Genomic DNA, 23,700 nt, shown 5'->3' with positions numbered 1-23,700 from the left:
TCAGGGTCTCAGTACGGTGCGGAAGCCCAGGTGCGATGTCGGCAGATCGGCCTCCTGCCCCTGGCGCGACGATGCGCGGGCACGCTCGCAGTAATTCGCGGCGCACAGGTAGGAACCGCCCTTGATGACCTGCCGCCGCACAGCCGCTGGCGCCTCGCCGGCCGCGGGGACATAGGCGTCGCGCGTCCATTCCCAGACATTGCCGACCATGTCGTAAAGCCCATTGGGGTTGGCGGCGAAACAGCCGACCGGCGCGCGGCCCTTGTAGCCGTCCTCGACTTCGTCCTGATACGGAAACAACCCCTGCCAGAAGTTCGCCTGCGGCTTACGTTGCGCGTCGCGCAGCGCCGCATCGGCCGTCGCGTTGTCGCGGCCGGCCTTGGCGGCAAACTCCCACTCGACTTCGCTCGGCAGATCGCGGCCCAGCCATTGCGCATAGGCCAGCGCATCCGCGTAGCTGATGTCGACAACCGGCTCCTGCGCATGCTCGCTGCTGCCCGCGCCTTCCGGCTGGCGCCAGTTCGCATCGGTCGACAACTGCCACCAATCGGCGGGGCCGCTGACCGGCGCATCCGCCGGCGGCTCGCGGAACACCGCCGCGCCACCACCCCGCTCGGCGCTCGTCACATAACCGCTGGCCTGCACAAAGCTGGCGAACTGCACGTTGGTGACTTCAGTGCGATCGATCCAGAAGCCCTGCACCGCCGTCGGACGCAATGGCCGCTCGTCCATGTAGCCGCGCTCGCTGCCGAACTCGACCTCGCCCGCGGCGATCCACTGCATGCCGGCCTTTGCATCCTCGCGCCAGGCCGGCGGCAGACCGCTGTAATCGGTGCAGGCTTCGCGCGACCCGAGCACAGCGGCATTCGGCTTGCTGGACTGCACCCGTTCGCAGATCACGAACCAGGCCAGCGCGGCGAGACCGAGCACTGCCGCTGCGCTGGCGAACCAGGGAAGTATCCGCAGCTTCATGCCCACACCGCGATCGCGCGCTGCAGGCACCAATAGGCGGCGAGCGTGCCCATGACGTACGCCGGCACCACGCGCACCAGCGCCGGATTGTTGAACGCAGGACTTGCCGCCATCCGCCATAGCGCGGCCAAGACAAGCGCCAGCGCGATCAGCATCAACTGCCCGGCTTCGATGCCGAGATTGAAGGCCAGCAGCGCCAGGGGAATATCGCTCTGCGGCAAGCCGATGCCCGCCAGTGCGCCGGCGAAACCGAGTCCATGCAGCAGCCCGAAGCCAGCGGCGATCAACGCCGGCCAGCGCGACAGCAGCGTCGGCGATGCCTGCGGCGGCCGAACGACATTCAGCGCCAGCACGAGGATGCTGATGGCAATCGCCAGCTCGGTCAGCGCTGGGTTGACGCGCACCAGCCCCAGCGCGGCGAGTGCCAGCGTGAAGCTGTGCCCGACCGTGAAGGCCGTGATCGTCAGCAGCAGTGTCGAGGTCCGGCGCACAAGCAACAACAGGCCGAGCACGAACAGCACGTGATCGAATCCGAACACGAGATGCTCGATCCCCAGCGTCAAGTAATGCGCGAACACCGGCGGCTGCAGCTGCGCCTGCGGCACGCTGAACTCGACATCGCCGGCGCCGAGCAACGCCTGCGCACTGCTGCCGTCGGCGCGACGCAGCTGGAAGATCACGTTGATGCCGCCTTGATCCAGACCCTTGAAGCGCAGCGTGCGGCCAACCAGATCGCGGTCGCAGCGCAGCGACCAGCGCTGTTCGACCGCCGCCTCATCATTGAAGTACTGCGGCTCGCCCTGCTGCTGCGCGGCACAGTCCTGCGGCCAGACGGGCAGCAGCTCGCCACCGCGTACGCGGAGCAGCGAGGTGCGCCAGTGCACGTCGTAACTGGCGGCGCCGGTTTCGCGCAGATCGAGCAGCGCCGGCGCGAGCGGATGCGCCTGCGCCGGCAGCAGCTGCAGCAACAGCACGACCGCACACAGCCAACGCGGAAGCTTCATGCGTCACCGCCGGCGGCCAGCTGCGCGTATTCCGCAGGCAGCTGCACGCTGTAACGCGCGCGCAGGATCTGCAGCTGCGCGCGCAGTACCTGCGGCTGCTGGGTCGCGATCCAGGCGCGCAGTGCCTGCTGGCGCAATGGCTCGTTCGCCACGGCCTGCGCCGCGATGCGCTCGCGAATCTCGACCAGGTGCCAGCCGTAGCTCGAGCGCAGCGGACCGATCCAGCCTTGTCCGGCCTGCGCCTGCAGTGCCGACGCGAACTCCGCGCCAAAGCGCTGGGTGATCTCATCCGCCGTCAGTGGCGGAAATTCCTGGCCGTGCAGGAAAACATCGCCGAGAGCGGCAGTGTCTTCAGCGCTGCCGTCGCTCAGTTGCTTGCGCACCCGCTCGATCGCGGCGGCAGTCTCGCCGTCCGGCCGCTCGGCCGGTGTCGCGCTGGCGAAATAGATCTGCCGGAATGCCGTGCGCTCCGGCTGGCCGTAGCGCTGCGCGTGCTGTCGCAGATACTCACTGAAAGCCTGCTCGTCGTATGCCACGTTCGCAGCCAGACGGCGCTCCATCACCTGGATGAGACGCCGCCGCACGATCAGATCGCGCCGGCTCATGCCGAGCTCGCGCGCCTCGTGCAGCAGACTGGCATCGCTGGCGCGGCGCTGCGGAAAAGCGAAACGCAGGTTCTGCAGCAGACGAGAACGCGCGACCGGATCGGTCTGATCAAGATCGAGACGCAGCGCTTCGGCCATCAGCAGTTCGTCGTCGATATGACGCTCGATGCTGGCCTTGAGCTGCAGCGGATTCGGCGCGACGCCGGTTTCGCTCTGCCAGTCCTTGCCGAGCTGCGCGATGTCGCCAGCACCGATACCGATTGTCGCAGGCGCCTCGTCCACGTCGCCCATGAACCGCTGCTCGACAAACAGTAGCAGTCCGCCCAGCAGCATGAAATGCAGCAAAGGCAATCGCAGCAGGCGATTCATGTGCGGCGAAGTAGCCCGGATGCAATCCGGGAATCACGTCGAGCAGCAGGCTGCAGCCCCCGGATTGCATCCAGGCTACTTGTGAAATTGGCCTTAGTCATTGGGCCGGTACCAGATCGGCGACGTCCAGGCGCGTTCCTGGATGGTCTTCGGCACGTTCGCATCGCAACACGCAGCGAGCGCTTCCGGCACGTTGTCCGGATTGCTGCAATCGACCGCGGCGGCGAGGCACTGGCGTGTCGACCAGCGGCAGCTCGGATTGTCGATGACGCGCGCGTAATAGAACGCGGACTCCGCCGGATCGAAGTCGGGGTCCTGCCAGACCGCGCAGAGGCTGGCAAAACCCTGGCCCGAGGTTTCGCAGGTGTCGAGGTTCACGCTCGCGCCGTTGTCCGGATTGCCCGCGACTTCGTAGACCTGTTCGTGCGTGCTGCCGTCAACGCCAACCCAGCCCTTGATGATCTGGATGCGCTGCAGCGGCTCGGCCGGATCGCTGGCGACGCCGGGATCGCGCAGCGCCGACACCGCGAAGCGCGGCGCCGCCGATGCCGGCGGCGGCAGATCGCCACCCATCGCCACGCCCTGCGCATAGCCGGTGGCGGCGAAGTTGCCCTGCGCGCACTGGTTGGCCGGCAGATTCCAGCCGCCGAAGAAGCGCACGACCGGACGCGTGCCGCTGGTTGCATAGGCCTCGCGCCGGCGCATCGCGGCGAACAGCGAATCGCGCGTGTTCTCTTCGGCCCACAGCACGGCGAGACCGCCGGGGCTGTTCTCGACCAGATCGGTCAGCGCAGCCGCGCCTTCTTCCTGCGCGCCGCCACCCGCACCGCCGTGACCCGGATACTCGATTTCCGAAGTGCGTCCCGGCGTGCCGAGATGCGTATCGGAACTGCCGACGAAACCGTACTTGAACGGATTGGCACCCAGCGTCTGCTCCAGGCGCAGGCCTTCCTTCAGCGCCGAGCGCAGGTAGTCCTGCTCCAGTGGCGCGCCGCTGACCGCCGGACTGATCTGGCTGCCGAGGAAGTTGCGGTACGGCAGCAGCTCAAAGCCGCAGAGCTCGTCGTTGGCGCCGGCTCCGATCGAAGCCAGGCACTCGGACTGACCCTTGTGCTGGTAAATCTCGGCCAGCGGCTCGTTATCCTGGCGCTGCTGCGCAAACTCGCGCGTGTAGTCGTTGTTGAAGCGGTCCTTGGCCTCGAACATCAGACCGCCCGACAGGTTCGAGTTGTGCGGGATCGTCAGGTAATCGCAGCCTTCGACCTGCGCGCATTGCTCGTCGAGCGCCTGCCACAGCAGCTCGGGGCGCGGGTATTCCTGGAACGCCGGCGGGATCGCCGGCACGACGTCGCTGCGGAACAGCACGTTGCGATGCAGGTTGTTCGCCATCGGCGCGCCGGTCCATTCGTAACCGACGAAGGTCGTGAAGCGGCAGTTCTCGCTGCTGTCGTTGTAGGCGGCGGCCGCGGCCTGGATGTCCTGCCAGGGCGTTGCCGCGGCCTCGAGGCAAAGCTGGCCGTCGACGCCGCAGTACGGCAGGCGCGGGATCTTGCCGTTGGCACCGACGATCGGCAGATCCGACACCAGCGGGATGCCCGGCGGCACCGGGAACTGCGGCAGCTCCGGCAGGCCGACGGCGGCCAGATTGAAGATCAGGAAGGACTGCTCAGGGAAGCTGCGGTAGAGAATGCATTCCGGCGCGTAGTAGCCAATGTAATCCGGATTGGTGCAGATCTCGGTTTCACCGAACAGCTCAGCGTGATCGGTGACCGCCGCGAAATCCAGCGGCCGGCCGATCTGCGTCGTACGCAGCGGCTCGCCGTTCTCGTTGTAGGGCTGGATGCCGAGACGTTCGCCCATCGCAAATCGGTACGCCTCGTGCGGACCATTGACCGTGCCCTGCGTATTCGCGTCCAGCGAATACTTGGTGTGGACATGAAGATCGCCGAAGTAGGGATTGCGCAACGCGCTGTTGTTGAGGCACTGCGCATTCGCGCCCGGCCCGCCACCGTCGTTGCCGACCGGATCGCTGCTGCCGCAGGCGGCGAGCGCCAACGCGGCCGCTATCAGCGCCGCTCCCTGTATTCGAACTGACCCCATGCCACCTTCCTCCCACCGATGCTGCGCCAGCTTGCCCGACGGCGTCGGAATCTTCAGCTTTTGCCGCTTGTTGCGTTGACCGTGGCTGCGTCGAGGAATGCCGGACGCTCGCCGCCGCCGTGCACGACGAGGTTGGTCCCCGCGACATAGGCAGCCGCCGGCGATGCCAGCCAGACGCAGGCGTCGCCGATGTCCTCCGGCGAGGCCATGCGCCCGAGCGGCACGGTCTTCGACACCGCGGCAATGCCGGCCTCGTCGCCGTAATGCAGTTCGGACTGCTCGGTGCGCACCATGCCCGGGCTGACCGCGACGACGCGGACCTTCGGCGCCCATTCCACGGCGAGCGATTGCGTCAGGCTCAGCGTTGCCGCCTTGGCCGCGCCGTAGGCCGCCGTGCCCGGCGAGGGGCGCAGCGCGCTAACGCTGGCGACGAATACGATGACGCCGCCGCCGGCCTGCTGCTGCATCACTGCGTTGGCCTTCTGCGCCAGATGCAGCGGCGCCAGCAGGTTCAGCGCGATGATGGATTCGTGGAAGCGCGGCGAGGCCTTGTCGGCCATCGCGTACGGCGCACCGCCGGCGTTGTTGACCAGCACGTCGAGGCGGCCATGGCGCTGCTGGATCGCGGCGAACAGCGCGTCGCGCGCTGCGGCATCGCGCACGTCGGCGGCGATGAACTCGGCACTGCGCCCGTCAACGGATGGCAGTTCGGCCGGGGTCTCGCGGCCGCAGACCACGACGGTCGCGTCCTCCGCGAGAAAACGGCGGGCAATGCCCGCACCGACACCTTTCGCACCACCGGTCACCAGAACCACGCGAGACGCCACGTCAGAACTCCCCAGGTTTTTACCAGGCGCATGCTAGGGCATTGACCCTCTGGACCCGTAGTCCAAAAGGATGAAGCATCCGCAGGGCCATTTGACGACCATCGTCACCACGCATTCAAGCCCGTCTGCGCGGCATTTCCGCGCCTGCCAATCCCGCCCCCATGACCGCACGCCCCGTTCCCGAAGGACAGTACGCGACGCTCGCCAACGGCTATCGCATCCACTACCGCGACGAGAGCCTCGGCGGCGACGGCAACCGTCCGGTCGTCGTGTTCCTACACGGCTCCGGTAACGGCGCCTGCGGCTATTCGAACTTCAAGGGCAACATCCCGGCGCTGGTGCAGGCCGGCTACCGCGTCATCACGCCGGATCTGATCGGCTTCGGTTATTCCGACAAGCCCGGCGACGTCGAATACCACCTCGACCTGTTCATCGCCTGCGTCAAGCAGATGCTTGACGCGCTGAAGATTGCGCGCTGCACGCTGGTCGGCAATTCCCTGGGCGGTGCCGTAGCGCTGGGTTTCGCGCTCGCGCACCCGCAGGCGACCGAGCGGCTGGTGCTGATGGCGCCGGGCGGCCTCAACGACCTGCCGGACTATCTGGCGATGCCCGGCATGGCGAAGATGTTCGCGCTGTACGGCGCCGGCACGCCGGTCACCGAAGCGCAGCTCAAGGACTTCTTCATCAGCGCCTTCGTCGTCGATGCCAAGGCGGTCACCGACGAGCTGGTCCGCGAGCGTTTTGAGCTGGCGAAGACGCAGAGCCCGCAGGCGATCAAGACGCTCAAAGTGCCGAACATGGTCGAACGTCTCGGCGAGATCAGTTGCCCGGCGCTGACGCTGTGGGGTCTCAACGAACAGATGATGCCGGACAGCGGCATCCTGCGCCTCGGCAAGGGCCTGAAGAACGGCCGCATGGTGCTGGTACCGAACTGCGGCCACTGGGTGATGATCGAACACCGCGAGCTGTTCAACCGCACCGTGCTCGATTTCCTGGAGCACGGCTGATGGCGCTCGCCCCCGCCCGCATCGAGGCGCTCGGCGACGAGCTGTTCCAGGCGCTGCGCACGCAGACCACGCTGGCGCCGCTGACCTCGCGCGAGAGCGCGATCGACATCGAGGACGCCTACAAGATTTCGCTGCGCTTTCTTGCGCGGCGCACGAAGGAAGGCGAGACCATCGTCGGCAAGAAGATCGGCGTGACGAGCAAGCCGGTGCAGGACATGCTCGGCGTGCACCAGCCGGACTTCGGTTTTCTGACCGACCGGATGCACGTCAAGAACGGCGCGGTCGTCAGCATCCGCAAGGGTGGTTTGATCCAGCCGCGCGCCGAGGGCGAGATTGCCTTCGTGCTGAAGAAGGATCTGAAGGGACCGGGCGTGACCGAGGACCAGGTGCTGGATGCGACCGACTACGTCGCGCCGTGCTTCGAGATCGTCGATTCGCGCATCACCGACTGGAAGATCAAGATCCAAGATACGGTGGCGGACAACGCCTCCTGCGGCGTGTTCGTCATCGGCAACGATCGTGCGCGCGCCTATGACCTCGATCTCGCCGCGGTGAAGATGGACATCACGAAGAACGGCGCGCATGTCGCCTCGGGCCTCGGCGCCGCGGTGCAGGGCCATCCGGCGACCGCCGTCGCCTGGCTCGCCAATACGCTGGGCCGTTACGGCATTCCGTTCCTGAAGGGCGAGATGATCCTGTCCGGCTCATTGGCGCCGCTGCTGCCGGCGCTGGCCGGCGACCGCTTTCACATGACGCTTGCCGGCATCGGCGAAGCATCCATTGGTTTCGAGGCTTGAGTGGCAATGAAGAAAATCAAATGCGCGATCATCGGTCCCGGCAACATCGGCACCGATCTGCTCTACAAGCTCAAGCGCTCGTCGGTGCTGGAGCCCGTCTGGATGATCGGTGTCGATCCGACCTCTGAAGGCCTGGCGCGCGCGCGTGAGCATGGCCTGAAGACGACCGACAAGGGCGTCGACGGCATGCTGGAATTTGTGAAGGCTGACGGCGTGCAGATCGCCTTCGACGCGACCAGCGCCTACGTGCACAAGGACAACTCCGACAAGCTCAATAAGCTTGGCGTGATGATGATCGACCTGACGCCGGCCGCGATCGGGCCGTACTGCGTGCCGCCGATCAACCTGAAGGAACACGCGGGCAAGCGCGAGATGAACGTCAACATGGTCACCTGCGGCGGCCAGGCAACGATCCCGATGGTCTACGCGGTGTCGCGCGTGCAGAAGGTCAAGTACGCCGAGATCATCGCGACGGTCGCGTCGAAGTCGGTCGGCCCCGGCACGCGCAAGAACATCGACGAATTCACCCGCACGACGGCTGGCGCGGTCGCCAAGATCGGCGGCGCCGACGAGGGCAAGGCGATCATCGTCATCAATCCGGCCGAACCGCCGATGATCATGCGCGACACGATCCACTGCCTGACGGTCGATGCGCCGAAGCAGAAGGAAATCGAGCAATCCGTCCGCGACATGGTCGCCGAAGTGCAGAAGTACGTGCCGGGCTACAAGCTGGTCAACGGCCCGGTGTTCGACGGCAACCGCGTCACAAGCTTCATGCAGGTCGAAGGCCTTGGCGACTTCCTGCCGAAGTACGCCGGCAACCTCGACATCATGACCGCGTCGGCAACGCGCACCGCCGAGATGTTCGCCGAGGAAATCCTCGCCGGCCGTCTCAAGCTGGAAGCGGCCTGAAGCGCCCATGGCCAGCCTCGCCGAACGCAAGCAGCGCGCCGAAAAGCTCTGGAAGCAGGGCGATCTGGCGCTGGCCGCCGCCAATCGCGAGCGCGCCTACAAGCTCTACACCGAGGCGCACGACGCGATCGTCGATGAGCCGAAGATGCACTGCGAGGCGCACCGCAAGTTGCGCCAGGTCACACGCCACCACGCCGACAAGCGGGAGTTCATCACCGATACCCTGTTAGTCTGGCTGGCCCCTGTGGGCATCTTCCGGCTTATCGCCGCCGTTATCGCGACTCCCGAATAGGAATTTCCATGTCTATCAGTAAATCGCTGCTGAGCTTTGCCCTGCCCGCCGCTCTCGCGCTGGCGTCCGCTGCTCTGCAGGCCAAGGAAAGCCAGTGGTATTTCAACGTGGCCAACAAGAGCTCGTCGAAGATCACCGCGCTGGAAGTCTCCGAGGACGGCAAGACCTGGGGCGGCTTCGACATCGGCAAGGGCATCGCGCCGGGTGCGACGGTCAAGCTGATCTGGGACGCCAGCACCGACAACGAAGGCTGCGAGCAGTCGATCCGCGCCAAGTTCGCCGACGGCTCGGTCAGCGAGGCCAGCGAGCAGAACTTCTGCGAGAACCTCGACGACGCGATCGAGTTCACCGACTGAAGCGTCGGCTGATATTGCAAAGCATTGAGCCCCTGCTCCGACAAGGAGCAGGGGTCGTAGAGACCAGGAGTCCGTGATGAGCCTCAAGGGAATCAAGATCAAGGTGCATGACATGTCGCTGCGCGACGGCATGCATCCCAAGCGCCACCAGATCACGATCGAACAGATGCAGTCGATCTCGCGCGGGCTCGACGCGGCCGGCTGCCCGCTGATCGAAGTCACCCACGGTGACGGACTCGGCGGTGCGTCGGTGAACTACGGTTTTCCGGCGGCAACCGATGAAGAGTATCTGCGCGCGGTGATTCCGGGCCTCAAGCAGGCCAAGGTCTCGGCACTGCTGCTGCCGGGCATCGGCACCGTCGATCACCTGCGCATGGCGGCCGACTGTGGCGTGACGACGATCCGCGTCGCGACGCACTGCACCGAGGCGGACGTCTCCGAGCAGCACATCAATCTTGGCCGCAAGATGGGGCTCGACACCGTCGGCTTCCTGATGATGGCGCACATGATCGAGCCCAAGCAGCTCATCGAGCAGGCGCTGCTGATGGAAAGCTACGGCGCCAACTGCCTGTACATCACCGACTCGGCCGGCTACATGCTGCCGGACGATGTCACCGCGCGCGTCGCGCTGCTGCGCGAAAAGTGCAAGCCCGAAACCGAGATCGGTTTCCATGGCCACCACAATCTGGCGATGGGCGTTGCCAATTCGATCGCCGCGGTTGCCGCCGGCGCACGTCGCATCGACTGCGCCTGTGGCGGCATGGGCGCCGGCGCCGGCAATACGCCGATGGAAGTCTTCGTTGCCGTGTGCAATCGCATGGGCATCGAAACCGGCGTCGACGTGTTCAAGATTTCCGACGTTGCCGAGGATCTGGTCACGCCGATCCTCGATTTCCCGGTGCGCATCGATCGCAACTCGTTGACGCTGGGCTACGCCGGTGTCTATTCCAGCTTCCTGCTGTTCGCGCGCCGCGCCGAGGCCAAGTACGGCATCTCGGCCCGCGAGATTCTGCTCGAGCTGGGCCGCCAGAAGATGGTCGGCGGCCAGGAAGACATGATCGAAGACACTGCGATCACGATGGCGCGCGCGCGCGGCCTGCTCAAGGAATCCGCTTAAGCGAACCGCTGAAGCCGCCGTGCATCCGCAGGCCCGCGGGCCGATCAAGCAGATCGCCTGGGTCGTCGACGATCTCGACGCCAGTATCAAGCGCTGGATCAAGCTGCATGGCGTCGGACCCTGGACGGTGTTCCGCAACACGACGATGAGCGGACGCTGCCGCGGCGTCGAAACGACCGTGAAGATGCACGTCGGCCTGTCGTACCAGGACGACGTGCAGATCGAACTGATCCAGGTCCTCAGCAGGACACCGTCTCCGTACCAGAACGGCGACGGCCGCAGCCTGAGCGGCATGCATCACATCGCCTGGCATACCGCGCAGATCGATCAGGACGTGGCCGCCGCGATGGCGCGCGGCATGCGGCCGGTCTTTGAAGCGAGCAACGGCGCCGTGCGCGTGGCCTACCTCGAGTCGGGCGATGATGCCGGCGTGCTCTATGAGCTGATCGAAGCCGTGCCGCTGATTCTCGACAGCTTTGCGGCAGGCCAGCTTGCGGCGCGACACTGGGACGGCGTGAGCAGTCCGGTCACCGTCATCGATTTCGAGGCCTGAGTTGAACGCGCTGCGCAAACTCTTCGTTCGCGCGCCACGGGCGACGCCGGTCGATCTGCAGGGCAAGCGTGCAATCGTCACCGGCGTAGCGCCGGGCTCCATCGGCTACGAAAGCGCGCGGGCGCTGGCGAGCTGGGGCGCGGATGTCGTCGTTACTACGCGCGGCAATACGCAAGCGATCGCACGCCAGCTGGCCGGCTCCGGCAAGGTTCAGGGTCACACGCTGGATCTCTGCGACGCCTCCTCTGTCGAAGCCTTCGTCGCCTGGTATCGGGCCACGCAGGGCGAGCGCCTCGATCTGCTCATCAACAACGCCGGCATCCATCTCGACCTGCTGTCGCAGTGGAAGACCCCGCGCCTGACCGCCGACGGTCATGAGCTGCATTGGCGCACCAACTATCTCGGCACGATGCATCTGACGCTGCGTCTGCTGCCGCTGCTGCAGACCGGCGGCGGCGCGCGCATCGTCAACGTCGTGTCGATGCTGCACAACAAGGGCAGCAACGCCGCGCTGATGGGCGCGACGCAGCCTTACAATTCCTGGAATGCCTACGGCAACTCCAAGCTGGCGCTGATCCATGCGACAACGGAGCTGCAGCGCCGGCACGCGGCCTCACAGCAGGTGCAGGCCTACTGCCTGCATCCGGGCGCGGTCTACACCAACATCGCCGACAAGGGTCTTTCCGGCAATCCGGCGCTCGAGGCGATCCGCCGTTTGTTCGCGCCGCTGGAGAAGTTCTTCCTGCTGACGCCGATCGAAGGCGCACAGACGACCCTGCATTGCGCGACCGCCGCGAATGCGCCCGGTGGACGCTATTACCGCAGTTGCGCGCCCAGCCCGACCAGCGCCGATGGCGCGGACACCGCGGTGGCGGCAAAGGTCTGGCAGCAGACGACCGCGTGGCTCGACGCTCTGGACACGACAGCCGCCTGAAACGCCGTCCATGAAAAAGGCCGCCAGATTGCTCTGGCGGCCTTTTTTGCTGCCTGTTGCCGGTTACGGCGCGCGGTTCACCGTCAGGGTGTTGCTGTTGACGCCGCCGCGCGCAGCGCGGATGTTCGACGACGACGGCGGCGTGCCGCCCAGCAGACCACCGCCCGATGCAGCCTGGACCGTCGCGCTGCCGCGCGAACCGTCCGTGTTGCTGATGACCACCACGCTCTCCTGCGAGCTGGTCCAGGTCGCGCCTTCGGTGATGTTCACACCGGTAGCGGTCGTTCCATCCGGCGAGCGGATGCTGGCAACCGATTCGAACTGGATGTTGATGCCGGCCGGCTGCTGCGCGGTCAGATCGCGGCTGGCGGTGATCGTGATCACGGTGATCGTGCCGTCGACCAGCGTGATGGCCTCGGTATCCTTCATCGTGATGCCGTTCTCGGTGTAGGTCGCCTCGATGACGCCGCGTTCCTTCTCGCGGCCCGTCGTCGTCACGCGGCCGCGCAGTGCGCCCGAGGTGCCGACGGTGATGACGCCCGGCGCCTGAGTGGCCCAGGAAGCCTGGCTGGTGACATCGCCGATGAAGCCGTCGCGGAAGCGTGCGCAAGCCATGAAGCGGCGTCCGGCGCCGACCGCAACCAGCTCGGCCGACTCGGCGACCGTGAACGTGGTCGCCGTGCAGCCTTCGAAGGTGCGCGGAACGACGCGCAGCTGGACCAGCGCAACGCCATCGACATTCAACGTCGCGAGGCCGCGCAGCTCGCTGCCCGGACGGCTGGCGACGACCTGAACCGTGCCGCCCTGAGCCGTGCCGGTGAACGCGCCGTTGGGGCTGGCGTTGGCCGTCGCGACGTTGGTGTCGCTCGACGTCCAGACGACCTGACCGTAGTTGGTGACGTCCAGGGTGCTGCCGTCGCTGAACGAGGCAACCGCCATGAACGGCACCGGCGTCGTGGTGCTCTGCGGAATCGTCAGCACCTGCGGCTGGATGTTGATCGCCTGCAGGGTCGCGCCGGTGATGTTGATGGCGGCGGTCGCGTTGATGCCCGTGCCCGGGTAGCTGGCGGTGACCACCGTGTTGCCCGGATTGCCGCCGGTCACGACGCCGCGCAGGCCGGTGGTATTACCGACGACCGCGATGTTGGAGTCCTGCGACGTCCAGGTGACGTCCGAGCTGATGTCTTCCTGCGAGCTGTCGCTGAAGGTACCGACGACACGCAGCGGTGCCTTGAAGCTGCGCGGCACGGTCAGCGAGGAAGGCTCGACCACCATGCTGACGAGCTCGGCATTCGAGACGTTCAAGGTGATCGAACGCGTCACTTCAGCGACCGGCGTCGTTACGCCGCGCTTGATCGAAGCACTGATCTGCGAAGTGCCGACGCCCTGGGTCACCGACTTGCCGGTCGAGGACTCGGCGTTGCTGATCGTCGCGACGGTGACATCCGAAGTGCTCCAGGTCACCAGCTTCGTGACATCCATCGCCGGCGTGGCGGTACCGGAGAAGCGGCCGGTGGCAACGAACTGCAAGGTGCGGCCCAGGCCGGCCGTCAGGGTGGTCGCCGGTGCGAAGCGCTTGTTCGTCGCGTCGATTTCAAGCGACTGCAGATTCGCGTTGGTGACCGTGACATTCGCCGAGGCGGTCTTGCCTCCGGCCGTCGCGGTGACCTGCGTCGTTCCCGGCGTCGTCGTTTCGCTGCCCGTCACAAACAGGCCTTTCTCGCCCGCTGCATTGCTGATCGTTCCACGAACCGCAGGGCCCGACATGCTCCAGACGACCTGATCGGTGACATCGCCGGTGGTGCCGTCGCTGAAGACCGCGGTGGCGGTGAACTGCTTTTCGTAGCCGCCCCAGGCGATGCTCAAAGTGCCCGGGCTGACCTGGAGCGAGCTGATCGATGCCGCGCTGACACGCAGCGGCAGGCTGCCGGTCACGCCGCCGCTCGAGGCGGTGATCGTCGTCGCGGTGGAGTTGGCGCCGACCGCGGTGACCAGACCCTTGTTGCCGCTGGTGTTGCCGACCGTTGCCACCGAGGTGTCGGTGGAAACCCACGACGCCGTCGCGGTGACGTCCTGCGTGCGGTTGTCGGTGAAGATCGCCGTCGCCGTGAGCTGGCGATTCAGACCGCGCGGCAGCGCGCCGTCGTCCGGCGTCACCTGGATCTGCTTGATCGTCGCAGCGGTGACCGTAATGGCCGCGGTTGCGCTGGCTTCATCGAGCGTCGCAGTGATCGTCACCGCGCCGGTGCTCGGGCTGAGGCCGGAGGCAAGGCCGGTCGGCGAGACCGAGACTTTGGCGTCATCGGCCGAATCCCAGATCACCTGGTCCGACACATTGAAGGTGTTGCCGTCCGAATAGAGCGCGGTGGCCGTCAGCTGGACCGTCGTGCCGGAGGCAATGCTCTGAGTGGCGGGCGCGATCTCGATCGAGCGCAAACGCACCTCGTTGTCGTTGTTGCCACCGCAGGCGCCAAGAATGGCGACAAGGCCGCTGATGGCAAGCAAACGCCACCCATTGGAAAAGAGTCGCATACGAAATCTACTCCCCAAAGTCCCGCTATTAAATGTATCAAGGCGCACTAGCCTCAAAATATAGCTGCTATGGCAGCTTATTGCACCTGTGCGCCGCGCTTTTATCGACGCCTTAGACCTTGATGTCGAAACTATTTTGAGCGTCGCGACCGCGCGCCAAGCACTCGCTGCGGATCCTTGCATCAGTGCAATGCTGGTCCTTTGTGGTGCACCGCTCGATGCCATCCCGACGCGCTCCCGATCAGATCGGGCCGGATCGATCGCTGCTGCAGGGGGGTTGACGGCGAATACTATGTGATGCACAGTATCAACACTGTACGTCACACAGTATCTGAAATGGACTCCACCCGCTTCGACAAATTACGCATGGAGCTGCGCCGCGGCGTACTGGTCCTCGCCGTGCTCGGCTGCTTGCACGAGCCGCAGTACGGCTACTCCTTGCGCAAGTACCTGCAGCAGTTCGGCGTCGATATCGACGAAGGCACCTTGTATCCGCTGATTCGCCGTCTTGAGGAACAAGGCCTGCTCGACAGCGAATGGCGCAGCGACGGCGGTCGCGACAAGCGTTACTACCGGCTCTCGAAGGACGGCAGCGCGATGTTGCGGGCGCTGCGCGAGGACTGGCAGGCCACCGTGCATTCCCTCAACCAGCTTCTGGAGCATCGCCCATGACCGATATCGATCGTTACGTGGCCGCCATCAAGGAACACCTGCCCCGCAAACAGGCGGGTGATCTCGCCGCAGAAATCCGCAGCGCGCTGATCGACGAACTCGAAGCCCGCGAGCAGGATGCCGGGCGCACGCTCAGCGCCGAAGAGCGGCTGGAATTCCTGCGCCGACGCGGCCATCCGCTACGCGTCGCCGCGGGCTACCACACTCGCCGCACGCTGATCGACGAACCGGCGTTCCCGCTCTACAAGCTCTCGCTCAAGTACATGCTGCTGGGTTTACTGATCGCGCAGCTGACGCAGGCGGCGGCGTCGATGTCGGCAACGCGCTGGAATCCTGTGCAGCAGCTCTTTCAGCTGTACTGGGGCTTCGCCAACTCGGCGCTGATCGGCTTTGCGGTCACGACGCTGCTGTTCTGGCTGTTCCAGGATCGCTTGCTGCAACTGGCGGGCCTGGATCACTGGAATCCGAAACATCTGGCGCCCGTGCGCGAAAAGGACGGCCGCATCGGTCGCGGCAGTACCGCGTTCGAATTCGTCTTCAACCTGATCGCGCTGCGCTGGCTCAATCTGGACTGGCTGGCGCCGGCCTCGCTGGCCGCACTGGGCATCGCGGCCTGGAGTGACGAAGCGACGCTGATGCTGCGCATCACGAGTGTCTGCACCGTGGTTGCGCTGCTGCTCAATGTCGTCGACCTGTTCCAGCCCTACCGCACACGCGCGAAGCACTGGATCGCTGCGGCTGTATCCGCCGTCTCGTCGCTCGCGCTCGGAACGATCTACGGCCTCGGCGACCAGATGTTCACCGCGGCACCGACCAGCACATTCTGGGTTCACGTCAGCGAATGGCTGGCCCAGGGCTTCGGCTGGATCAGCCTGGTGCTGCTGATCGACGCCGGGTATCAGGTCTGGTGCGCGCTGCGAATACGCAACGACCCGAGAACCTGACACTCAATTCTTGCGCTGCGCCTTGCGCCGGGTTTCGCGCAGCCAGGTCGCGTAGTCGTCGAGATCGCCGTCGAACACCGCACAGGTGCCGTCGGCGACGCGCCACAGGGTGTCGCAGACGTTCTGCACCAGATGGCGGTCGTGGCTGACCAGCACGACCGCGCCCGGATAGTCGTTGATCGCCATTTCCAGGGCCTGGCGCATTTCCAGATCGAGGTGGTTGGTCGGCTCGTCGAGCAGCAGCAGGTTGGGCCGCTGATAGGCGACCAAGGCCAGCGCCAGGCGCGCCTTCTCGCCGCCCGAAAACGGTGCAATCGGCTCCATCTGGCGCTCACCGGCAAACGCGAAGCGGCCGAGGTAATCGCGCAGCGGCTGCTCGCGCGCGGTCGGGTCGATGCGGCGCAGATGCAGGAACGCGCTGGCTTCAGGGTCGAGCTGTTCGAGCTGATGCTGGGCGTAGTAGCCGACCTTCAGATCCGGCGAGCGCACGATGTCGCCGCCGACGAAAGGCTGCGCGCCGGCGAGGCTCTTCATCAGCGTCGACTTGCCGACGCCGTTGGCGCCGAGCAGCGCGACGCGCTCGCCCGGCTGCAGCGACAGCCGCAGGCCGGTCAGCAGCGCCTTGTTGGCATAGCCGACCTGGCCGTGGGTGATATGCACCAGCGGGCTCGGCACCTTCTCCGGCTTGCGAAAGCTGAAGTCGAACTCGTTCTCGGCCAGCACCGGCGCCACCAGTTCCATGCGCTCCAGCGCCTTGACGCGGCTCTGCGCCTGGCGCGCCTTGCTGGCGTGGGTCTTGAAGCGGCTGATGAAGGACTGCAGGTGCGCCACCTTCTCCTGCTGCTTGGCGTGGATCTGCGCCTGCTGCGACAGGCGCTCGGCGCGCTGGCGCTCGAACTGTGAGTAGTTGCCGACGTACAGCGTTGCGGTCTCGCGCTCCAGATGCAGCGTATGGGTGCAGACGGCGTCGAGAAACTCGCGGTCGTGCGAGATCAGCAGCAGCGTGCCGGGAAACGTCGCCAGCTCCTCCTGCAGCCACAGCGCCGCATCCATGTCGAGATGGTTGGTTGGCTCGTCAAGCAGCAGCAGATCGCAGCGGCGCAGCAGCGCGCGCGCCAGGTTCAGACGCATGCGCCAGCCGCCGGAGAAGCTGGCGACCGGGTTTTCCTGCTGGCTGGGAATGAAGCCGAGACCGTGCAACAGCTGCGCGGCACGCGCCTTGGCCGCGTAACCGTCGATCGTCGTCAGACGGTCATGCGCCGCGACCAGTGCGTTGACGTCGGCATCGGTCGGATGCAGTTCGATGCGCTGTTCGAGTTCACGCAGGCGCGCCTCGATCTCGCGCAGCTCGATATCGCCGTCCAGCGCGTACTCGATCGCGGCCTGGTCCAGCGCCGGGGTCTCCTGCGCGACGTTGGCGACAACCACGTTCTTCGACAGATCGATCTTGCCGCCGTCCGGCACCAGCTCGCCGCGGATCGCGGCGAACAGCGTCGACTTGCCGACGCCGTTCTTGCCGATGATGCCGACACGCTGCCCAGCGTGGATCGTCGCCGAGACGTTGTTCAACAGCGTGCGGGCATGGCGCCGCAGCGTCAGGTTCTGGAGCGAAAGCATGGTTCACGGGGCCGGAATCCGGCCGGGGCAGCTTGAGGGGCGCGGAGTTTACGCGTTGTTCAGGCGCCGCGTGATGTCGGCCGCGTGCTCCACCAGACCAGCCACAGCAATCCGGCCTGGATGAACAGCCGCAGTGTCAGCGCCCATTCCGGGATTTCCGGAAACAGTTCGGGGTTCATCGACATGTGGATGTTCGCCGTCGAAACGACGCAGATCAGCGCGATCAGCGCCCAGCCGGTCAGCGGCCGCAGCGACGGCTTGAGCAGGCAGAACGCCAGAATCAGCTCGATCGCCCCGCTCAGCAGCACCGCCTCGCGCGGAAACGGGATGTAAGGCGGCATGATCCTGATGAAGAACTCGGGCACCGCAAAATGCGCGATGCCGCCGATGAAGAAGAACAGGAAGACGACTGCGAGGCCAACGGTTTTAGCGTTCATGCGGGTTGCGCCTCCGGCGCCTTCCACTGTTTGAGCAACTTGAAGACACGGTCGGCGTGGCGACCTTGCATCGCCGCCGCGGTCATCACGCCGCCGAGCAGCGCGCCGCCGACCCCTGCGGTGACGACGTCCTGGCCGGTCATGTAGAGGTTCTTCACCGGCGTCACCGGATGCAGCCATTTCTGTTCGAAGCGCTGCAGATCGTGATCGAGACCGTAGATCTCGCCGCTCGGATACATGTTGAACCACTCGGTCGACAGCGGCGTCGACAGCTCGCAGTAGTCGAGTTTGCCTTCGAGCTGCGGCATCTGCTTGTAAAGTGCGGCCAGCAGGCGATCGGTGAAGGTCTTCTTCAGCGCCTCGTACTCGTCGCCGCGCTGGTTCCAGGTCTCGCCGGCCCACTTCGCGAACCACTCGTAGCGGCCGAGGGTGATGATCTCGACGGTGCTCTTGCCCGGATAGTTCTGCTCCCATTCCGGATCCTTCGCCGACGGGAACGAGATGTAGACCATCGGCAGCGTGTTCAGCGGATCGTCGAGGAAGCGCTGCATGTTGCCTTCGTGATCGGAGTCCGGGTAGACCCACAGGTTGGTGCGCGGAATGTTCAGCTCCGCCGCCGTGCCCTTGAAGCCGGCGTAAATGCACAGGTGCCCATGCGAAGGCTTCACCTCGCGCAGCTTGGTCGGATAGCCGTGGCGCTCACGTGCCGTCTGCGGCAACAGCTTTTCGAACGTAACGCGCGCGCCGGCGTTGCTGATGACGGTCTTCGCGAGCACGCGGCTGCCGTCCTCCATCTCAACGCCGCTCGCGCGATTGTTGTCGACGAGAATCTGCTTGACCTTCGCATAGGTGAAGACTTCACCGCCGCCGGCACGGATCACCGGGATGATCGTATCGGCCATCTTCCAGGAGCCGCCGACCGGATAGCAGCCGCCATCGAAGTAATGCTTGGCGACCGAGGCATGCATGATGAACGCGGCGTCGCGTGGCGGCAGGCCGTAGTCGCCCCACTGGCCGGTCAGCACCGCAATCAGTTCCTGGTTCTGCGTCAGGCCTTCGAGCACCTCGCGCGTCGACTGGAAGCATTCGCGCGGCACGCGCAGCGGGCGGATCTTCTCGTACATCCGCGCCATCAGCGGCGGCATCGCCTGGCCGGCGAAGTAGGTCTTCATGCTGCGCGCGACGCGCATCACCGTATCCATGTAGGCGTCGATCGCTGCGCCTTCCTGCGGGAAGTGCTTCTTCAACTCGGCAGCGAAGTTCGCCCGGCCGGCGACGAAGTCGTAGGTCCGGCCGCCGATGATGATGCGGTCGTAGACCTTGTCCATCTCCGCCCACTTGAGCTGGCCGTCGGAGATCACGTCGAAGATGCGCCGCAGCGCGGCGTGCTCTTTGTGGACTTCGCCGACGTAGTGCACGCCGACGTCCCACTCATAGCCTTCGCGCTCGTAGGAATGCGTGAAACCGCCGGCGGTGTAGTGCTGCTCGAGCACGCAGACCTTGCTGCCGAGGCGGGTCAGCAGCGCCGCGGCGCACAGCCCGCCGATGCCGGAACCGATGACGATGACGTCGTAGTCCGCCGCGGCCCGTCCCGGCCGGTAGCGCTTGCCTGTGCGTTTCATGGAATCCCCCAGATCTTTGCCGGCACGATAGCGCGAGACCGGGGCCGCGCGCTTGGGAAATCCGCCCCGCCATTGGCGCATGAAATGACCCGTCATTCCCGCGAAAGCGGGAATCCAGGGCGGAGAGAGCAGCAGCCTGTTCCCTGGATTCCCGCTTTCGCGGGAATGACGATTTCCTAGCGCGAATGGAAAAGCCGGCTGAACAGCGCCTCGTACCAGGACCATGGCAGTACGGCGCGCAGCCAGAGGCCGATGCGCTCGATCGGCGCGATCGCCAGGTACAGAAACGGACCATCGTTGTGCTCGACGATGCGCCGCACCTGCGCCGCGAAGCGCGCCGGCGGCAGGCCGTTGGCTTCGTCCTTCTCCATCCAGGACACCGAGGCTTCGCAACGCGCGGCGTACGGCGACGCGGCGGTCCAGCCCGGGACACGGCGGCGCTGCGCGGTGAAGCCGGTCGCGAAGTTGCCGGGCTCGATGCAGGCAACCCGGATGCCGAACGGCGCAACCTCGAAGCGCAACGCTTCGCTGTACGACTCCAGCGCCGCCTTGCTCGCGCAGTAATAGGCCTGGAACGGCACCGGCAGCTGCGTCACCAGCGAACCGACATTGAGAATCAGGCCGCCGCCCTGCGCGCGCAGTTTCGGCAGCAGCGCGCGGGTGACACGCACGGCGCCGAAGAAGTTGGTCTCGAACTGCGCCTTGGCTTCGTCGGTCGTGGTGTCTTCGATCGCACCGGCGATGCCGAAGCCGGCGCAATTGATCACGACATCGACGCGCGTTTCGGAGACCAGCAACAGCGTGATCGCCGCTTCGACCGATGCATCGGAGTCGACGTCCAGCGTCAGCGGCTGGCAGCCCGGCAGATCCTGCGGCGGCCGCCGGCTGGCCGCATAGACGCGATGCCCGGCACGCGCGAGTGTTTCGGCACAGGCACGGCCCAGACCGGACGAAGCGCCGGTGATCAGGATGACTTTGCTCATGGTGACTCGATAGGTCGCGCCGGTGATGGCGTGCATTCTGCGGTGCCGCGGCCTTGCTGGCGAGCACGGCGCGCTGGACAGCTCCGCCGCAGGCGGCTTCAATGAAGCATGAAGATTCGATCGTGGTTCATCGGACTCGGCACCCTCGGCGCGCTGGTGCTTTGCTGGCAAACCCCCGCCGCTGCGGCACCCAAGCTGGGCGAGCTGATCAGCGTCTCGCAAGATCTGCAGATCCGTCAGATCGACGCGGACGTCTGGGTGCACACGACCTGGCATGTGATGGCGGACCAGCGGCGGCTGTCGTCGAACGGCCTGATCGTTCGCGACGGCGATCGGCTGACCTTGATCGATACCGGTTGGGGTGTCGCGCCGACTCAGGAACTGGTCGACTGGATTTCGCGCGATCTGAAACTGCCGATCGCCCGGCTGATCCCGACCCATCATCACGACGATCGCATCGGCGGCTGGCCGGTGCTCGCCAGGCTCGGCGTGCCCTTGGCGGCGACGCCGCGGACCTTGAGCCTCAGCGCATCCGACAAGTTCACGCAGCCGCTCGATCCGGCGCTGAAGACGCTGTCGGAGAATCAGGCCATTGCGCTCGGGCCGGTCGAAGTCTTCGCGCCGGGCCCGGCGCACAGCCCGGACAATCTGATGATCTGGCTGCCGAAGCAGGCCATTCTGTTCGGCGGCTGCGCCGTCAAGGCCGGCGACGCGACGGCCCTCGGCAATATCGCCGAGGCCGATTTCAAGGGTTGGCCGCTGGCGATGCAACGCGCCCAGCAGCGCTATGCGCAGGCGCGCATGGTCGTGCCCGGCCACGGCGAGCTGGGCGACCGCAGCCTGCTGGCGCACACGCTGGATCTGCTCAAGGCGGAGACGCCCGCCGCGCAGTAGGCCCTTACAGGGAATCCGGGCCGATGCGCACCAGCAGCTTGCCCTGGTTGCCGCCGGTATACAGCATCCGGCAGGCCTCGACGGCGTTCTCGAGGCCGTCGATGACATGCAGATTGAAGTGCAGTCTGCCTTCGAGAATCCACTGTGCGAGCTTGGCCTGGTACTCCGGATATTTCTTCGTGTAGTCGAGGCACAGGAAGCCCTCGACGCGCAGGCGGCGGAAGATGATGTTGCTGAACATGTACGGGCCCGGCACCGGACCGCTGGCGCTGTAGCTGGAGATCAGGCCGCACAGCACGACGGTGCCGCCGATCTTCATGTGTGTCAGCGCGGCGTCGAGTTGCTCGCCGCCGACATTCTCGAACTGGACATCGATGCCGTCGGGCGCGAGCTCGCGCAGACGCTCGAGCACGTTCTCCGATTTGTAGTCGATCGCGTGGTCGTAACCGTATTGCTCGGTCAATAGCTTGCACTTGTCGCGACCGCCGGCAACGCCGATGGTCCTGCAGCCGTGAATCTTCGCCAGCTGGCCGACGACCATGCCGACCGCACCGGCCGCCGCGGTCACGACGACCGTGTCGCCCGGCTTGGCCCGGCCGATCTCATGTAGGCCGATGTAGGCCGTCGGTCCGGCAATCGCGAGCACGCCGAAAGCCTCCGCGAGCTTCAGGCCGGGCAACGGCGCCATCGGCGTCAGGCCGCTGCCGTCGGTGACGACGTAGTCGGACCAGGTATCGAGTCCCGACGCGAGACAGCCCTTGGGGAAGTCCGGATGCCGCGACTCCATCACTTCGCCGACCACGACGCCGCGCATGCCCGCGCCGAGTTCGACCGGTGGCAGATAGGAATCCCGGTCGCTCATCCAGATGCGGTTGCTCGCGTCGAGCGACAGCAGAATCGTGCGCATCAGGAACTCGCCGTCCTTCAGCGCAGGCAGGCTGTGCTCGCGCAGGACCAGCGTGTCGTCCTCGATATCGGTGACCGGACGCTTCTGCAGAAACCAGCTGCGGGCCTGCGCCATGCGAATCTCCTCGTTCGTTGTTGTCGGCACAGCCTAGGGAGCGCAGGCCGGTGCGTCTCCCACCCGAACGAGTAGCCCGCTACCAGGTCGTCGGCTTCGGATTGCGCTCGTCGAAATCGCGCTGGTGCCAGTACGGATAGACCGGCGTGCGCTGACTCGCGGCGTCGAGCCGGGCAATCTGCTCCTTGCTCAGGGACCAGCCGAGCGCGTCGAGGTTCTGCCGCAGCTGGGTCTCGTTGCGCGCACCGATGACGATGTTGCTGACGCTCGGCCGCCGCAGCAGCCAGTTGAGCGCGATCTGCGGCACCGACTTGCCGGTTTCGGCAGCGACGGCATCGAGCGCATCGACGACCTGATACAGATATTCGTCGTCGACGATCGGCCCGCCCTCGGCGCCGCCCTGGGCGATACGTCCGTCCACAAGCTTCTGGCCGCGACGGATCTTGCCGGTCAGGCGGCCCCAGCCGAGCGGGCTCCAGACCATCGTGCCGACGCCCTGGTCGAGCATCAGCGGCATCAGCTCCCACTCGTACTCGCGGCTGATCAGCGAGTAATAACCCTGGTAGCTGACGTAGCGCGCGAGGCCATAGCGTTCGGACGTCGCCAATGCCTTCATCAGATGCCAGCCGGAAAAGTTCGACGCGCCGATGTAGCCGATCTTGCCCTGACGGACCAGCTGATCGAGCGCGCCGAGCACTTCCTCGGGCGGCGTCAGCGCGTCGTAGCCGTGCATGAAATAGACGTCGATGTAGTCGGTGCCGAGGCGCTTGAGGCTCGCCTCGCAGGCGCGCACCAGATGATGGCGCGACGAACCCTTGTCGTTCGGCCCGCTGCCGGTCGTGAACGTCGCCTTGGTCGAGATCAGCACATTGCTGCGCCGGCCTTTGATGGCCTGACCCAGCACTTCCTCGGAAACGCCGTCGGAATAGATGTCGGCGGTGTCGAAGAAATTCAGGCCGTGCTCAAGGCAGATGTCGATCAGCCGCGTCGCTTCGCTGACATCGGAATTGCCCCATTTCTGGAACATCTCGCCCTTGCCGCCGAAGGTGCCGGTGCCGAGACTGAGAACGGGGACTTTGAGGCCGGAGCGGCCGAGCTGACGGTGTTCCATGAGCGTTCGCCTTGCAGGCAGG

At 65.8% G+C, this 23,700-nt stretch carries 23 protein-coding genes; 11 read left to right on the top strand and 12 right to left on the bottom strand.

Features of this window, described 5'->3' with window-relative positions; genetic code table 11:
- From AC3WUF_RS17185 to AC3WUF_RS17165, 5 genes are all read right to left on the bottom strand, one after another.
- The gene (locus tag AC3WUF_RS17185) at positions 1-972 is read right to left on the bottom strand and encodes a formylglycine-generating enzyme family protein (protein WP_492427845.1); all 972 of its coding nucleotides are present in this window, start codon (positions 970-972) and stop codon (positions 1-3) included.
- Positions 969-1,976 carry a HupE/UreJ family protein gene (locus AC3WUF_RS17180; RefSeq protein ID WP_492427843.1) on the bottom strand — a complete coding sequence of 336 codons (1,008 nt, stop codon included), beginning with the start codon at positions 1,974-1,976 and terminating at the stop codon, positions 969-971. The genes AC3WUF_RS17185 and AC3WUF_RS17180 overlap by 4 nt, the downstream gene beginning before the upstream one ends.
- The gene (locus AC3WUF_RS17175; protein ID WP_492427841.1) at positions 1,973-2,950 is read right to left on the bottom strand and encodes a peptidyl-prolyl cis-trans isomerase; all 978 of its coding nucleotides are present in this window, start codon (positions 2,948-2,950) and stop codon (positions 1,973-1,975) included. The genes AC3WUF_RS17180 and AC3WUF_RS17175 overlap by 4 nt, the downstream gene beginning before the upstream one ends.
- Before the next feature lie 93 nt (positions 2,951-3,043).
- Positions 3,044-5,050: a DUF3604 domain-containing protein gene (locus AC3WUF_RS17170; protein ID WP_492427839.1), complete on the bottom strand. Its 2,007-nt coding sequence runs from the start codon at positions 5,048-5,050 to the stop codon at positions 3,044-3,046.
- A 53-nt stretch (positions 5,051-5,103) separates the two neighbouring features.
- Entirely contained in the window at positions 5,104-5,877 is a 774-nt protein-coding gene (locus tag AC3WUF_RS17165) for an SDR family oxidoreductase (protein WP_492427837.1), read from the bottom strand.
- Between the two features lie 161 nt (positions 5,878-6,038).
- On the opposite strand from AC3WUF_RS17165, the gene AC3WUF_RS17160 reads away from it, so the two are divergent.
- From AC3WUF_RS17160 to AC3WUF_RS17125, 8 genes are all read left to right on the top strand, one after another.
- The gene (locus AC3WUF_RS17160; protein ID WP_492427835.1) at positions 6,039-6,884 is read left to right on the top strand and encodes an alpha/beta fold hydrolase; all 846 of its coding nucleotides are present in this window, start codon (positions 6,039-6,041) and stop codon (positions 6,882-6,884) included.
- Entirely contained in the window at positions 6,884-7,681 is a 798-nt protein-coding gene (locus tag AC3WUF_RS17155) for a fumarylacetoacetate hydrolase family protein (RefSeq protein ID WP_492427833.1), read from the top strand. The genes AC3WUF_RS17160 and AC3WUF_RS17155 overlap by 1 nt, the downstream gene beginning before the upstream one ends.
- Before the next feature lie 6 nt (positions 7,682-7,687).
- Entirely contained in the window at positions 7,688-8,593 is a 906-nt protein-coding gene (locus AC3WUF_RS17150) for an acetaldehyde dehydrogenase (acetylating) (protein ID WP_492427831.1), read from the top strand.
- A gap of 7 nt (positions 8,594-8,600) precedes the next feature.
- Positions 8,601-8,885 carry a hypothetical protein gene (locus AC3WUF_RS17145; protein ID WP_492427829.1) on the top strand — a complete coding sequence of 95 codons (285 nt, stop codon included), beginning with the start codon at positions 8,601-8,603 and terminating at the stop codon, positions 8,883-8,885.
- An 8-nt stretch (positions 8,886-8,893) separates the two neighbouring features.
- A complete protein-coding gene (locus tag AC3WUF_RS17140; RefSeq protein WP_492427827.1) occupies positions 8,894-9,241 on the top strand; it encodes a hypothetical protein in 348 nt (115 codons plus the stop codon).
- Between the two features lie 76 nt (positions 9,242-9,317).
- Positions 9,318-10,358 carry a 4-hydroxy-2-oxovalerate aldolase gene (gene dmpG / locus AC3WUF_RS17135; protein ID WP_492427825.1) on the top strand — a complete coding sequence of 347 codons (1,041 nt, stop codon included), beginning with the start codon at positions 9,318-9,320 and terminating at the stop codon, positions 10,356-10,358.
- Between the two features lie 19 nt (positions 10,359-10,377).
- The gene (locus AC3WUF_RS17130) at positions 10,378-10,911 is read left to right on the top strand and encodes a VOC family protein (RefSeq protein ID WP_492427823.1); all 534 of its coding nucleotides are present in this window, start codon (positions 10,378-10,380) and stop codon (positions 10,909-10,911) included.
- Between the two features lies 1 nt (position 10,912).
- On the top strand, positions 10,913-11,845 hold the full coding sequence (locus tag AC3WUF_RS17125; protein WP_492427821.1) for an SDR family NAD(P)-dependent oxidoreductase: 933 nt from the start codon (positions 10,913-10,915) through the stop codon (positions 11,843-11,845).
- A 63-nt stretch (positions 11,846-11,908) separates the two neighbouring features.
- Here the strand turns inward: AC3WUF_RS17125 and AC3WUF_RS17120 are convergent, their stop codons facing one another.
- Entirely contained in the window at positions 11,909-14,350 is a 2,442-nt protein-coding gene (locus AC3WUF_RS17120; RefSeq protein ID WP_492427819.1) for an Ig-like domain-containing protein, read from the bottom strand.
- Positions 14,351-14,713: 363 nt separating this feature from the next.
- On the opposite strand from AC3WUF_RS17120, the gene AC3WUF_RS17115 reads away from it, so the two are divergent.
- Together AC3WUF_RS17115 and AC3WUF_RS17110 are read left to right on the top strand one after the other, a co-directional pair.
- Entirely contained in the window at positions 14,714-15,049 is a 336-nt protein-coding gene (locus AC3WUF_RS17115; protein ID WP_492427817.1) for a PadR family transcriptional regulator, read from the top strand.
- A complete protein-coding gene (locus AC3WUF_RS17110) occupies positions 15,046-15,993 on the top strand; it encodes a hypothetical protein (RefSeq protein ID WP_492427815.1) in 948 nt (315 codons plus the stop codon). The genes AC3WUF_RS17115 and AC3WUF_RS17110 overlap by 4 nt, the downstream gene beginning before the upstream one ends.
- A 3-nt stretch (positions 15,994-15,996) precedes the next feature.
- Here AC3WUF_RS17110 and AC3WUF_RS17105 read toward each other — a convergent pair whose 3' ends face one another.
- From AC3WUF_RS17105 to AC3WUF_RS17090, 4 genes are all read right to left on the bottom strand, one after another.
- A complete protein-coding gene (locus tag AC3WUF_RS17105) occupies positions 15,997-17,610 on the bottom strand; it encodes an ABC-F family ATP-binding cassette domain-containing protein (RefSeq protein WP_492427813.1) in 1,614 nt (537 codons plus the stop codon).
- Positions 17,611-17,669: 59 nt separating this feature from the next.
- A complete protein-coding gene (locus AC3WUF_RS17100) occupies positions 17,670-18,047 on the bottom strand; it encodes a DoxX family protein (protein WP_492427811.1) in 378 nt (125 codons plus the stop codon).
- Entirely contained in the window at positions 18,044-19,669 is a 1,626-nt protein-coding gene (locus AC3WUF_RS17095; protein ID WP_492427809.1) for a phytoene desaturase family protein, read from the bottom strand. Before AC3WUF_RS17095 ends, AC3WUF_RS17100 begins: the two co-directional genes overlap by 4 nt.
- A 176-nt stretch (positions 19,670-19,845) precedes the next feature.
- The gene (locus AC3WUF_RS17090) at positions 19,846-20,652 is read right to left on the bottom strand and encodes an SDR family oxidoreductase (protein ID WP_492427807.1); all 807 of its coding nucleotides are present in this window, start codon (positions 20,650-20,652) and stop codon (positions 19,846-19,848) included.
- A 108-nt stretch (positions 20,653-20,760) separates the two neighbouring features.
- On the opposite strand from AC3WUF_RS17090, the gene bla reads away from it, so the two are divergent.
- Positions 20,761-21,546 carry a subclass B1 metallo-beta-lactamase gene (gene bla, locus AC3WUF_RS17085; RefSeq protein ID WP_492427805.1) on the top strand — a complete coding sequence of 262 codons (786 nt, stop codon included), beginning with the start codon at positions 20,761-20,763 and terminating at the stop codon, positions 21,544-21,546.
- Between the two features lie 4 nt (positions 21,547-21,550).
- Here the strand turns inward: bla and AC3WUF_RS17080 are convergent, their stop codons facing one another.
- The gene (locus AC3WUF_RS17080) at positions 21,551-22,567 is read right to left on the bottom strand and encodes an NADP-dependent oxidoreductase (protein ID WP_492427803.1); all 1,017 of its coding nucleotides are present in this window, start codon (positions 22,565-22,567) and stop codon (positions 21,551-21,553) included.
- 79 nt (positions 22,568-22,646) lie between these two features.
- The gene (locus tag AC3WUF_RS17075) at positions 22,647-23,678 is read right to left on the bottom strand and encodes an aldo/keto reductase (protein WP_492427801.1); all 1,032 of its coding nucleotides are present in this window, start codon (positions 23,676-23,678) and stop codon (positions 22,647-22,649) included.
- Between the last annotated feature and the right edge of the window lie 22 nt (positions 23,679-23,700).

It is taken from the genome of Fontimonas sp. FW305-C-3 (assembly GCF_058783185.1).
Note: the sequence above shows the minus strand (reverse complement) of the source record. Positions and strands in the feature narration are given on the sequence as shown.